The organism is Bradyrhizobium sp. CCGUVB4N, from assembly GCF_024199945.1.
Classification (GTDB): Bacteria; Pseudomonadota; Alphaproteobacteria; order Rhizobiales; family Xanthobacteraceae; genus Bradyrhizobium.
Genome location: NZ_JANADP010000001.1, coordinates 841,196 through 854,430 on the forward strand (window position 1 = coordinate 841,196; position 13,235 = coordinate 854,430).

The 13,235-nt window shown below is 65.3% G+C and carries 9 protein-coding genes; 5 read left to right on the forward strand and 4 right to left on the reverse strand.

The genetic code is table 11. The annotated features are described in order from the left end of the window. The first annotated feature begins 95 nt into the window (after window positions 1–95). Complete coding sequence (locus tag NLM31_RS03965) at window positions 96–722, forward strand: glutathione S-transferase family protein (protein WP_254191531.1); 627 nt, start codon at window positions 96–98, stop codon at window positions 720–722. Window positions 723–895: 173 nt separating this feature from the next. Here NLM31_RS03965 and NLM31_RS03970 read toward each other — a convergent pair whose 3' ends face one another. The 4 genes from NLM31_RS03970 to NLM31_RS03985 all read right to left on the reverse strand — a co-directional run bounded on the left by NLM31_RS03970 (window position 896) and on the right by NLM31_RS03985 (window position 6,518). Next, the gene (locus NLM31_RS03970; RefSeq protein WP_254128010.1) at window positions 896–1,531 is read right to left on the reverse strand and encodes a LysE family translocator; all 636 of its coding nucleotides are present in this window, start codon (window positions 1,529–1,531) and stop codon (window positions 896–898) included. A gap of 94 nt (window positions 1,532–1,625) precedes the next feature. After that, complete coding sequence (locus tag NLM31_RS03975) at window positions 1,626–2,165, reverse strand: NADPH-dependent FMN reductase (protein WP_254191532.1); 540 nt, start codon at window positions 2,163–2,165, stop codon at window positions 1,626–1,628. Window positions 2,166–2,176: 11 nt separating this feature from the next. Beyond that, window positions 2,177–5,215 (reverse strand): DNA polymerase I, encoded by a 3,039-nt coding sequence (gene polA, locus NLM31_RS03980; protein ID WP_254191533.1) that lies wholly within the window; start codon window positions 5,213–5,215, stop codon window positions 2,177–2,179. Between the two features lie 235 nt (window positions 5,216–5,450). After that, complete coding sequence (locus tag NLM31_RS03985; protein ID WP_254191534.1) at window positions 5,451–6,518, reverse strand: acyltransferase family protein; 1,068 nt, start codon at window positions 6,516–6,518, stop codon at window positions 5,451–5,453. Window positions 6,519–6,711: 193 nt separating this feature from the next. On the opposite strand from NLM31_RS03985, the gene NLM31_RS03990 reads away from it, so the two are divergent. The 4 genes from NLM31_RS03990 (at window position 6,712) to NLM31_RS04005 (ending at window position 13,098) form a co-directional block, all read left to right on the forward strand. Continuing rightward, window positions 6,712–8,028: a UDP-glucose/GDP-mannose dehydrogenase family protein gene (locus NLM31_RS03990; RefSeq protein ID WP_254191535.1), complete on the forward strand. Its 1,317-nt coding sequence runs from the start codon at window positions 6,712–6,714 to the stop codon at window positions 8,026–8,028. 142 nt (window positions 8,029–8,170) lie between these two features. Continuing rightward, window positions 8,171–10,645 (forward strand): ATP-dependent helicase HrpB, encoded by a 2,475-nt coding sequence (gene hrpB, locus NLM31_RS03995; RefSeq protein ID WP_254191536.1) that lies wholly within the window; start codon window positions 8,171–8,173, stop codon window positions 10,643–10,645. 239 nt (window positions 10,646–10,884) lie between these two features. Next, window positions 10,885–11,397, forward strand: coding sequence for a TIGR02281 family clan AA aspartic protease (locus tag NLM31_RS04000; RefSeq protein WP_254191537.1), 513 nt, complete (start codon window positions 10,885–10,887; stop codon window positions 11,395–11,397). A gap of 201 nt (window positions 11,398–11,598) precedes the next feature. Beyond that, entirely contained in the window at window positions 11,599–13,098 is a 1,500-nt protein-coding gene (locus NLM31_RS04005; protein WP_254191538.1) for a phosphomannomutase/phosphoglucomutase, read from the forward strand. Window positions 13,099–13,235 lie beyond the last annotated feature (137 nt).

Below are 13,235 nucleotides of genomic sequence, written 5' to 3' on the forward strand. Positions count from 1 at the left end.
GCCATCCCTGCGCGCCGGTTGTGGGGCTGCAACTTTCTGGGGTAGGTGGATGCCCGATATCCCGGGCAGGAAACTGGGCAAGGAAACAGGCAAAAATGACCATCGAGCTGCACACCTGGAACACGCCGAACGGCCGCAAGATCTCGGTCGCACTGGAGGAAATGGGGCTGCCCTACAAGGTGGTCCCGGTGAACATCTCCAAGGGCGAGCAGATGGCGCCGGGGTTCCTGAAACTCTCCCCGAACAACAAGATTCCCGCGATCCTCGACCCCGAGGGGCCGGACGGCAAGCCGGTCAGCATCTTCGAGTCCGGCGCGATCCTGCTCTATCTCGGCGAAAAGACCGGTAAATTCCTGCCGACATCGCTGGCCGGCCGGATCCCCGTCTACGAATGGCTGATGTGGCAGATGGGCGGTTTCGGGCCGATGCCGGGCCAGGTGCACCATTTCATCGCGCTCGAGAACGAGCAGGACCGCGCCTACGGGTTGAAGCGTTACATGGCGGAGACGCGCAGGCTCTACGGCGTGCTGGACCGTCGTCTCGACGGCCGCGACTTCGTCGCCGGCGATCTTTCGGTTGCCGATTTCGCCATTCTGGGCTGGGCCTGGCGCCACCCTCGGCACAAGGTCGAGCTTGCCGACTTCCCCAACGTCAAGCGCTGGTACGACGCCCTGATGGCGCGCCCGGCCGTGAAGCGGGGGATGGAGGCGAAGCTGGATTAGTCAAGCGATCACCTCTCGTGCTCCGGACGCGCTGCAGCGCGCAAGCGGTGCGGCGCTGAGCCGGGGCCCATGCCTCTACGATCTCGTTCTTGGCTTTCTGGGTCCCGGCTCTGCGCAGCAGCGCAAGAGCGCTGCAGCGCGTCCGGGACACGAGAGCTTTCTTCGTGGTTGGACTACACCTTCCGCGCTTCCACCGCCATCCGCACGGCAAGTCCGGCCAGCACGGTGCCCATCAGCCAGCGCTGCACCAGCATCCAGCTTGGCCGGCTCGCCAGGAACAGCGCGATCGATCCGGCTCCGAGGGCGATGATCGCATTGACGCTGACACTGAGCGCGATCTGGATCGCGCCCAGCACCACCGACTGCGTCAGCACGCTGCCGGCCGTGGGGTCGATGAACTGCGGCAGCAGCGCCAGATACAGCATCGCGATCTTCGGATTGAGCAGATTGGTGACGAGCCCCATCGCAAACAATTTGCGCGGGCTGTCGATCGACAGCTGCTTCACCTGGAATGGCGAGCGCCCGCCCGGCTTCACCGCCTGCCAGGCGAGCCACAGCATGTAGCCGGCGCCGGCGAAGCGCAGCGCATCATAAGCGAAGGGAATCGCGAGCAGCAGCGCGGTGATGCCGAATGCCGCGCACAGCATGTAGAACACGAATCCCAGCGCGACGCCGCCGAGCGAGACGATGCCGGCCGCCGGCCCCTGCGTGATCGAGCGCGAGATCAGATAGATCATGTTCGGCCCGGGCGTGAGCACGAGACCGAGGCAGACGAGGGCGAAGCCGAGCAGGGCGGAGGTATGGGGCATGATGAACCGGTGCGGGAGATGCACGCCTTCTAATACGCGCGGCGCCATGGAGCCATCGCGCAATTGCACGGAGGACAATTCGCGTTCGCGGGTCCTACGCCTCTGCCTGCACGGTGGCGATGAACGAAGCAAAGCTCTCCATTGCCAGACGCAATGGCTCGGCAAGTGTGGGATCGGCGACGATGCTGTGCTCGTCCCAGGCACCGCCGAGCAGCGGCAGCGTCACGCAGGCCTCCGTGGCGAGCCGGGCCGACATCGTCTCCAGCGTCAGCGTCAGGGCGGCGAGCGCGTGCGTCGCCCGTGGCGACGTGTTGATCAAGGCAACCGGCTTGTCGGGAAATTCGTGACTGCCGACCAGCCAGTCGAGCGCGTTCTTCAGCACGCCCGCGACGCCGCGTGCATATTCGGGGCTCGAGATCAGCAGGCCATCGACGCTCCCGATCAGAGCGCGCATCGCGCCGACCGGCGCAGGCACATCATCGCCATCGAGATCCGGATTGAAGAAGGGCAGGTCCGCAATGCCCTCGAACAGGATCACCTCGACACCAGCAGGCGCGAGCCGCGCGGCCGCGCGCAGGACTGCGGTATTGCTCGAGCCTGCACGCAGGCTGCCGGAGATAGCGGCGATCTTCATCGCGGCGGCCGTCAGTGCGCCTCGTCCCAATTGTTCGCGGCGCGCGCGTCGACATGCAGCGGCACCGACAGCAGCACGGCCGGGAATGGCGCGTCCTGCATGACGTGCTGCACGACGGGCAACGTCTTCTCGACTTCCGCGTCGGGCACCTCGAAGATCAATTCGTCATGCACCTGGAGCAGCATCTGCGCCGAGAGCTTCTTCTCGGCCAGCGCGTCCTCCACGCGCGTCATGGCGCGGCGGATGATGTCGGCGGCGGTGCCTTGGAGACGCGCGTTGATCGCGGCGCGCTCGTTGAAGGCGCGCACCGAGGCGTTGGAGGCCTTGATGTCGGGATAGTGGCATTTGCGGCCGAACAGCGTGGTGACGTAGCCGTGTTGCCGGCAGAAATCCCGTGTCTCGTCCATATAGGCGCGGATGCCGGGGAAGCGCTCAAAGTACTTCTTGATGTAGGCCGAGGCTTCCTCGCGGGCGATGCCGAGCTGGTTGGCGAGGCCGAACGCCGAGATGCCGTAGATGATGCCGAAATTGATCGCCTTGGCGCGGCGGCGGATCTCGCTCGGCATGCCCTTGATCGGCACGCCGAACATTTCGGACGCGGTCATCGCGTGAATGTCGAGCCCATCGCGGAACGCCTGCTTCAGCACGGGAATGTCGGCGATCTCCGCCAGCAGCCGCAACTCGATCTGCGAATAGTCGGCAGAGACGAGCTTATGCCCGGGTGTTGCGATGAAGGCGCGGCGGATTTTTCGGCCGTCCTCGGTGCGCACCGGGATGTTCTGCAGGTTCGGCTCGTTCGAGGACAGCCGGCCCGTCGTGGTCGCGGCCAGCGCGTAGGTCGTGTGGACGCGATGGGTCTGCGGATTGACATAGGTCGGCAGCGCGTCGGTGTAAGTCGATTTCAGTTTCGAGACCTGGCGCCACTCCAGAATCTTCCGCGGAAAATCGTGGCCCTGCTCGGCGAGCTCGTCCAGCACCTGTGCCGTGGTCGACCACGCGCCGGTCTTGGTCTTGGTGCCGCCTGAGAGTCCCATCTTGCCGAACAGGATGTCGCCGATCTGCTTGGGGCTGCCGACATTGACGGGCTCGCCCGCGATCTCCTGGATCTCGGCCTCGACGCGCGCCGCGGTCTGGGCGAAGTCCCCGGACAGACGCGACAGCACCTGCCGGTCGATCGAAATGCCGCGCCGCTCCATCCGCGCAAGCACGGAGACCAGCGGCCGCTCCAGCGTCTCGTAGACGGTGGCCATGTGCTCGGCTGTGAGGCGCGGCTTCAGCACGCGCCAGACACGCAGGGCGATGTCGGCGCCTTCGGCCGACAGTGGCGCGGCCTTGTCGATCGGCACCTGGTCGAAGGTGATCTTGCCCTTGCCGCTGCCGAGCAGCTCGCTCTCCTTCAGCATGGCGTGACCGAACCAGCGCTCGGACAACGAGTCCAGCTCATGCGAGCCCCGACCGGCGTCCAGCACGTAGGAGATCAGTTTCGCATCGTCGGCGTTGCGCAAGGTGATGCCGTGTTGCGCCAGCATCACGGCCGCGAATTTGACGTCGAAGCCGATCTTGAGAATACCCGCCGATTCCAGCACCGGGCGCAGTGCTTCGATCGCATCTGCATGCTTGACCTGATCCGGCGCAAGGCCCGCGTCGAACAGGCCGCCGTCGCCGCCGGACTGCTTGTGCGCCAGCGGCACATAGCAGGCCTCGTTCGGCGCCAGCGCCAGCGCGATGCCGCAGAGATCGGCCTGCATCGGATCGATCGAGTTCGCCTTGATCTCGATCGCGACATGACCGGCATCATGGATGCGCGCGATAAAGGCGTTGAGCTCGTTCAGCGACTTGATCGCCTGGTACTTGGTGCGATCGACCGGAAGCTTGCGCAGCGCCTCTTCGCGCGCAGCGGCGAGCGAGATCGGCGCGCCCTTGAGGCTCGCCGATTTGTCGCCCTTGTCACCACCCTTGGCGGGCACCGCAGGAGCCGCGAAGAGATCGCCTGACGTCTCGGACGATTTTGCCTTCGTGCTGTCGCCGCCTCTCGCCCCGCTGCTGTTCGACGCATCGGCATCGACATTGGCGGGGTCGATCTGCGAATGGTCGGCAACGCGGCGCGTGAGCGTGGTGAATTCCATCGCCTTCAGGAAGGCGATCAGCTTGCGCGCATCCGGTTCGTGGACGGCGAGGTCATCGAGCGGCACCTCGAGATCAACCTTGTCGTCGAGCAGCACGAGCTGGCGCGAGACGCGCGCCTTCTCGGCATTCTCGATCAGCGCTTCGCGCCGCTTCGGCTGCTTGATCTCGGTGGCGCGGAACAGGAGCTGTTCGAGGTCGCCATATTCGACGATCAGCTGCGCCGCGGTCTTGATGCCGATCCCGGGCACTCCCGGCACATTGTCGGTGGAATCGCCGGCCAGCGCCTGGACTTCGACCACCTTCTCCGGCGGCACGCCGAACTTCTCGATCACCTCGGGAATCCCGATGCGGCGATCCTTCATGGTGTCGTACATCGTGATCTTGTCGTTCACGAGCTGCATCAGATCCTTGTCGGAGGACACGATGGTCGTGTGGGCGCCGCGGTCGCTGGCCTGCCGCGCATAGGTCGCGATGAGATCGTCGGCCTCGAAACCGCCTTGCTCCAGGCAGGGCAGGTCGAAGGCGCGCACGGCCTCGCGGATCAGAGCGAACTGCGGGATCAGATCATCAGGCGCCGGCGGCCGGTGCGCCTTGTAGTCGGGGTAGATCTTGTTGCGGAACGTGACTTCCGACTTGTCGAACACGATGGCGAGATGTGTCGGCCGGTTGTCGGCGGGCATGTCGCGCAACAGCTTCCACAGCATGTTGCAGAAACCCAGCACGGCATTGACTTGCAGCCCGTCGGACTTGCGGTTGAGCGGCGGCAGCGCGTGATAGGCGCGGAAGATGTAGCCGGAACCGTCGACCAGGAAAATGTGGTCGCCCTTGCCGGCCGCCTTCGCCGCGACCGGTTTGGCAGCAGCTGTCGCAGCAGCGGATTTGGTGTCGGCTTTGGCGGAGGTCTTCGGGGAGGTTTTTGGCATGGCCGCAATGTATGAATTTTTGCGGCAAAAGACAGCCTTGGGAGGGGGATTTTTGGGCGCATCCCACACTCAATTGTCGTCCCGGCCTAGTGCGCAATTGCGCACGGGGGGCCGGGACCCATAATCACAGGGAGAAATTTGGCGAAGATCGGCAGTTAATTGGGGCGTGGTACGGAGGCCGCAATCTATCGATAGATCACGCGGTATGGGTCCCGGCTTTCGCCGGGACGACAAGCTACTCCGCCGCCTGCAACACCGGCCCGGCCTTCTTCGGCGCGATCCAGAATGCATCCGGCCGCTCGAACAGGAAGTGCGCATTGAACCGCAGAGCCAGCCGCCAGATCGCGAGCGATCCCAGCACGCCGACGATGGTGACGATCAGCGACACCGTGCCGATGTCCGGGATGATGCCGGTACGCAGCAGCAGCGTGCGCGTCGCCGCCATCGGCAGGAAGAAGGCGAGATAGATCACGATCGAATGCTCGCCACAGAAGCGGAAGAAATTCAGCCAATGCATGCGGGCCAGCAGCGTGCCCGACGTGATGATGGCGCACGCGCCGGCGAAGCCGAGCACGAGCGAGACGATCTTCCATTCGCTGGCGCCGAACGCGACGAGGCCGGCATTGACCAGCGCCCAGCTCGCGAGCGCTGCAAGCGCGCGTGCGGGATGGCTGCGCGCGCGGTCCGACAATGCGAACACGTAGGGCGCGAACAGATAGCCCGAATAGAAATAGACGAAGCGCGCGCAGAACTCGTCGATCGCGGTCCAGCCGGTCGTGATGCGCGCCGTCTCCAGCGCGGCCGCCACGAGCCAGATCGCGGGTGCGGGGATTCGCCGTGTCAGTTTTGTGACGACGAAGAAGATCGGCAGCAGGTAGATGAACCAGAGCGTGCCGAACGGCTCGATGAAGGATTCGAGATAGAGCAGGCCGGCGTCGCGCCAGCTGGTTTCGGCCGCGAACGCAGGTGCCTTGAAGGCGAACTGGATTGTCACCCAGACGACATAAAAATAAGCGAAATGCACAACCTTGCGATCGAGATAGGTTCGCCAGTCCCGATCGATCACCAGCGGCAGGAACAGGCCCGAAATCAGGAAGAAGTCCGGCATCCGGAACGGCTTTGCGAAGGCCACCAGGACATGCATGAAACCGGTCTCGCCGGCGGCGAGTTCGACCCCAAGCACCGAATGCATCATCACGACCATGACGATGCAGATACCCTTGGCATAGTCGACCCAATCGACACGCGCAGCGGCTGGGCCCTTGGTGCCCCCGCTCGCGGCGATTGTGCCTGTTGATGCCATGGTGTCCCGTTTCGAGGCGTGTTCCGCCCGGTCCTGTGTGGGCGTGGGGCAGTGTGGGGCCTTGTGGTTTCCGACTTCTTTACCGGTACAAATCGCGTGCCGGTTTCTGAGCACAGGCTCTTCCTTCCCGACGGGAAAATGCTAAACCGCCCCCGGATTGGGGTTTCGTTAACCAAGACAGACAGGGTCTTCTATGCGCATCACGATGATCGGCACGGGTTACGTGGGACTGGTGTCCGGAGCCTGCTTTGCTGATTTCGGTCACGACGTCATTTGTGTCGACAAGGACGAGAAGAAGATCGCTAGCCTTCATCGCGGCGAGATCCCGATCTACGAACCAGGGCTCGACGAGCTGGTCGCGAACAACGTCAAGGCCAAGCGCCTGAGCTTCACCACCGACCTGTCGAAGCCGGTCGCGGATGCCGATGCTGTGTTCATCGCGGTCGGCACACCGTCGCGTCGCGGCGATGGCCACGCCGATCTCTCCTACGTCTATGCTGCCGCGAAAGAGATCGCGCAGTCGCTGTCCGGCTTCACCGTCGTGGTGACGAAGTCGACCGTTCCGGTCGGCACCGGTGACGAGGTCGAGCGCATCATCCGCGAGGCCAATCCCAAGGCCGACGTCGTCGTCGCCTCCAATCCGGAGTTCCTGCGCGAGGGCGCTGCGATCCGCGACTTCAAGTTCCCCGATCGCGTCGTGGTCGGCACGTCCGACGAGCGCGGCCGCAAGGTGATGGGCGACATCTACCGTCCGCTGTCGCTGAACCAGGCACCGCTGATGTTCACCGCGCGCCGCACCGCCGAGATGATCAAATACGCCGCCAACGCGTTCCTCGCGACCAAGATCACCTTCATCAACGAGATCGCGGACCTCTCGGAAAAGGTCGGCGCCAACGTTCAGGAAGTTGCGCGCGGCATTGGCCTCGATAACCGCATCGGCACAAAATTCCTGCATGCCGGTCCGGGCTTCGGTGGCTCCTGCTTCCCGAAGGACACCAAGGCGCTGATCAAGATCGCGCAGGATTACGACGTGTCCTTGCGCATCGTCGAATCCGTGCTGGCGGTCAACGAGAACCGCAAGCGCGCGATGGCACGGAAAGTCAGCCAGGCGCTCGGCGGCTCTTTGCGCGGCAAGACCATCGCCGTGCTCGGCCTCACCTTCAAGCCCGACACCGACGACATGCGCGATGCGCCGTCGATTCCGCTGGTCACCGGCCTCCTCGACATGGGCGCAAAGGTGAAGGCGTTCGATCCGGTCGGCATGGAGCAGGCCAAGGGCGAGTTGCCGAGCATCGCCTATAGCGAGGACGCCTATTCCTGCGCCCAAGGCGCCGATGCGCTGGTCGTCGTCACCGAATGGGTGCAATTCCGTGGTCTCGATCTCGACCGGCTGAAGAGCGTCATGGTGCAGCCCGTCGTGGTCGACCTCCGCAACATCTTCAGCCCCGAAGACATGGCTGCCGCCGGCTTCACCTATGAGAGCGTCGGCCGGCCGTCGGTTCAGGGCTGATAGCCACATATGATTGTCATACCCCGCGAAGGCGGGGTATCCAGTACGCTGGGATCTTCGGAATGGCCGGGATCCGACATGACTGGATCGTCTGCCCCGGCGCATAATTGCGCTCACGGCGGACGATGACGGACCGAGACTTTTGCCCCGCACCTTCGACACGCCCCTCCCCATCGATGCCGTGCTCGACGACCTCTCGCGCACGCTGGAGGCGCACAACGCGGCTGTGCTGGTTGCCCCGCCCGGCGCCGGCAAGACCACGCGGGTGCCGCTGGCGCTGCTCGATGCGCCCTGGGCCAAGGGCAAAAAGATCATCGTGCTGGAGCCGCGGCGCATTGCGGCCCGCGCCAGCGCCGATCGCATGGCCAAGTCGCTCGGCGAGCGCGCCGGCGAAACCGTGGGCTACCGCGTCCGCTTCGGCTCGAAGATCTCGCGGGCCACGCGCATCGAGGTCGTGACCGAAGGCATTTTTACGCGCCAGATCCTCGACGATCCCGAGCTCTCGGGCGTTGCCGCCGTCCTGTTCGACGAATTCCACGAACGCTCGCTCGACGCCGACATGGGCCTGGCGCTGGCGCGCGATGCGCAGCTGGGCTTGCGCGAGGATCTGCGCATCCTCGTGATGTCGGCCACGCTCGATGGTGCGCGCGTCGCAAAGCTGCTTGGCGAGGCGCCCGTCGTCGAGAGCGAGGGCCGCGCCTTTCCGGTCGAGACGCGCTATCTCGGCCGCAAGGCGGATGCGCCGATCGAGCGGCAGATGGCGGATGCGATCGCGTCGGCGCTCCGTGCCGACAGCGGCTCGGTGCTCGCCTTCCTGCCGGGTGCCGCCGAAATCCGCCGCACCCAGAATTTCCTCGGTGAGCGCGTGCAGGATGCCAGCATCGAGATCGTGCCGCTGTTTGGCGCGCTCGATGCCGCCGTGCAGGACCGCGCCATCGCGCCGGCGCCGAAGGGGACGCGCAAGGTGGTGCTCGCGACCTCGATCGCGGAGACGTCGCTCACCATCGAAGGCGTGCGCATCGTCGTCGATTCCGGTCTCGCCCGTGTGCCGCGCTACGAGCCCGACATCGGCCTGACCCGGCTCGAGACCGTGCGCGCCGCGCGCGCCGCGGTCGACCAGCGCCGCGGCCGCGCCGGCCGTACCGAGCCCGGCGTCTGCTACCGGCTCTGGGACGAGCCGCAGACGGCGTCGCTTGCGCCCTATACCCAGCCGGAAATCCTGAGCGCCGACCTCTCCTCGCTGGTGCTCGATCTCGCGCAATGGGGCGTCGCGGACCCTGCCGCTTTGTCGTTTCTCGATCCGCCGCCGCAACCCGCGTGGAAGGAAGCCAAGAGCCTGCTCGAAGAGCTCAACGCGCTCGACGGCGACGGCCGCATCACGGCGGAGGGCAAGAGCCTGCGCGCGCTGGCGCTGCCGCCGCGGCTGGCGCGCATGATCGTGGATTCGCATCGCGCAGGCAGCGGCGAAGAAGCCGCCGAGATCGCGGCCATTCTCACCGAACGCGGACTTGGCGGCGACAGCGCCGATCTCGAGCACCGGCGCGACCAGTTTCGCCGCGACCGTTCGCCGCGGGCGGCAAGCGCGCGCGATCTGGCGCGGCGCTGGGCCTCGCAGGTCGCGGCGTCCGAGAAGTCGGGACAGCAGGAAGACCTCTCGACCGGCCTGATGCTCGCCTATGCGTTTCCGGATCGCGTCGCGCGCAACCGCGGCAACGGCAGCTTTGTGCTTGCCAACGGCCGTGGCGCCGCGGTGGAGCAGACGTCCTCGCTCGCCCGCGCGCCCTATATCGCGATCGGCGAGATGACGGGGACGGCTGCGAGCGGCCGCATCCTGCTCGCGGCCCAGATCGCCGAGGACGACATCGAGCGGCATTTTGCCGAGCATATCGACACGGCCGACGAGATCTCCTTCGACCGCGGCGCGATGGCGCTACGCGCGCGGCGCAAGCGCGTGCTGCATGCGATCACGCTGTCCGAGGCCACGCTTGCCGTGTCGCCCTCCGAAGACACCGCGCGCATCTTTGCCGATGGGCTGATCGCCGCCGGCCTCGATCGGTTGCCCTGGTCGAAGGCCGCAAAGCAATGGCGCGACCGCGTGATGTTCCTGCGCAAGGCGGAAGGCGACAGCTGGCCCGATCTCTCCAACGACGGGTTGATCGCGCGGCGCGACGACTGGCTGGTGCCGGCGCTCTACGACAAGATCGCGCTGAAGGATATCTCCGCCGGCGATCTCTCCGATGCGCTGATGGCGCTGCTGCCGTGGGAGATGCGCGCGCGGCTCGACCGCGAGGCGCCGACGCATTTCGAGGCGCCCACGGGAAGCGTGCTCGCGATCGACTACGAGGCCGAGCAGGGGCCGACCATCGCGGTGCGCCTCCAGGAATTGTTCGGCCTCAACACCCATCCGTCGATCGCTGCCGGCAGGGTGCCGCTGGTGCTGGAATTGCTGTCGCCGGCGCAACGCCCAGTGCAGGTGACGCGCGATCTCCCCGGTTTTTGGCGCGGCAGTTACGCTGCGGTCCGCTCCGACATGCGCGGCCGCTATCCCCGCCATCCCTGGCCCGAAGATCCGGCAAGCGCGCTGCCCACCCGGCGGGTCAAGCCGCGCGGGACGTGAAAGTGTCGACCCTCATGGTGAGGAGCGCGGAACGCGCGTCTCGAACCATGCAGGCCCAGCTCTCGCCCGTGGCCATCCTTCGAGACGCCCGCTTTCAGCGGGCTCCTCAGGATGAGGACGGGTCGCATTAACCGTACGCTCATCCTTTTCGTCAAAATAGCACCGGCTCGGCCGCGGCGTCGCTCGCGAACGGGCGCGCCGCATGGTGAAATCGAGCGTTCCGGCTCGGAAGTGGTGTGATGCGTAACATTATGATCATCGCGGCTGTCATGATCGGCCTCGGCACTTTCATGGCGCAGATGGCGGACAAGATGAGCTCCGCCTCCGCCACGTCGGCGCCGCAGACGACGGTCGCGGTTGCCACCGTGGCGCCGGTCGGCGGCCGCAGCCTCAACATTCCCCGCGATGGCCGTGGCCACTTCCAGACCGAAGGCCGCATCGACGGCCAGCGCATCGGCTTCATGGTCGACACCGGCGCCTCCGTGGTGGCGCTGAACGAAACCTCGGCCGCCCGCTTCGGCCTGCGTCCCTCGCGCAGCGACTACAACGCCACCGTCACCACCGCCAACGGCACCATCAAGGCCGCGCGCACCCGCATCGCCATGCTGGATGTCGGCGGCCTGATCGTGCGCGACGTCGATGCCATGGTGCTGCCGGATGAAGCGTTGTCCGAGAATCTGCTCGGCCTCTCCTTCCTGTCCCGTCTGAAGCGTTTCGAATACGCCAACAGCCAGATGGTGCTGGAGCAGTAAGAGCGCCCTGTCGCGCTGACGAACCGCCATTCGCACGAATTTCCTGGGACGGCCCCAAGCGGAAGGTCTCGCGCCCGGCCGCGCTTTTCCGTTACCAAACTGCCGCAATTATCGGCCATAAGCCTTCATTCCCGCCTTCCGCTGCGGCCCGGCATTCGCTAAGGCTGCACCAAATCCTGCCCTTTTCACGAGATTGTCTCAATGTTTCCCAAGCCGAAATCCGTCTTGTTGCCCAACACTTACGCCTTCGAATCCGAGCCGATGGTGAAGCCCACCGGTTTTCGCGAATACGACGCGCGCTGGTTGTTCCAGAAGGAAATCAACCTCATGGGCGTGCAGGCGCTCGGCATGGGGCTGGGCGCACTGATCGCGGAGCTCGGCGTCAAACAGGAGATCGTGACCGGCCATGATTTCCGCGGCTATTCGGCCTCGATCAAATATGCGCTGATCTCCGGCCTGATGGCGGCGGGCTGCAAGGTGCACGACATCGGCCTTGCGGTGACGCCGATGGCCTATTTCGCGCAGTTCGATCTCGACGTGCCCTGCGTCGCCATGGTCACGGCCTCGCACAACGACAATGGCTGGACCGGCGTGAAGATGGGCGCCAACCGCCCGCTGACCTTCGGCCCCGACGAGATGACGCGGCTGAAGGAGATCGTGCTCAACGCCGATTTCAAGAACAAGGCCGGCGGCTCCTACCAGTTCCACGAGAATTACCCGGCGCGCTACATCGCCGACCTCACCAATCGTCCGAAGCTCAAGCGCAAGCTCAAGGTCGTCGCGGCCTGTGGCAACGGCACGGCCGGCGCATTCGCGCCGCAGGTGCTGGAAGCGATCGGTTGCGAGGTGATCCCGCTCGACACCGAGCTCGATCACACCTTCCCGAAATACAATCCGAATCCGGAAGACATGGAGATGCTGCACGCGATCCGCGACGCGGTGCTGCATCACAAGGCCGATGTCGGCCTCGGCTTCGACGGTGACGGCGATCGCTGCGGCGTCGTCGACAACACCGGCGAGGAGATCTTCGCCGACAAGGTCGGCGTGATGCTGGCGCGCGACATGTCGGCGATCCACAAGGATGCGCAGTTCATCGTCGACGTGAAGTCGACCGGCCTGTTCATCACCGATCCCGTTCTGCAGAAGCAGGGCGCCAGGACCGCCTATTGGAAGACCGGCCATTCCTACATGAAGCGCCGCACCAACGAGACGGGTGCGCTCGCGGGCTTCGAGAAGTCCGGCCACTTCTTCTTCAACAAGCCGTATGGACGCGGCTATGACGACGGCCTCGTCTCGGCGATCGCGATCTGCGACATGCTCGACCGCGCCCCCGGCAAGTCGATGGCCGATCTGAAGGACGCGCTGCCGAAGACCTGGTCGTCGCCGACCATGTCGCCGCATTGCGCCGACGAGACCAAGTACGGCGTCATTGACCAAGTGGTGAAGCACTTCGAAGGCCTGCAGGCCAAGGGCGCCAAGATCGGGGGACAGTCGATCCGCGACCTCGTCACCGTCAACGGCGTGCGCGTCACGGTGGAGGACGGCAGCTGGGGCCTGGTGCGCGCGTCTTCGAACAAGCCGGAGCTCGTGGTCGTGGTCGAGAGCCCGGTCTCCGAGCAGCGCATGCACGACATGTTCGAGATGGTGAACAGCGTGCTGCGTAATCATCCGGAAGTCGGCGAGTACAATCAGAAGATTTGAGGCGCGCGTCTGCGCTTGCCGTATGCTGCGCTGTCATTCCCCGCGAAAGCGGGGAATCCAGTACGCCGCGGCTTCTCGGTGAATCACAGGCGTCTCGGAGTACTGGATCGCCCGGTCAAGCCGGGCGATGACAGCGC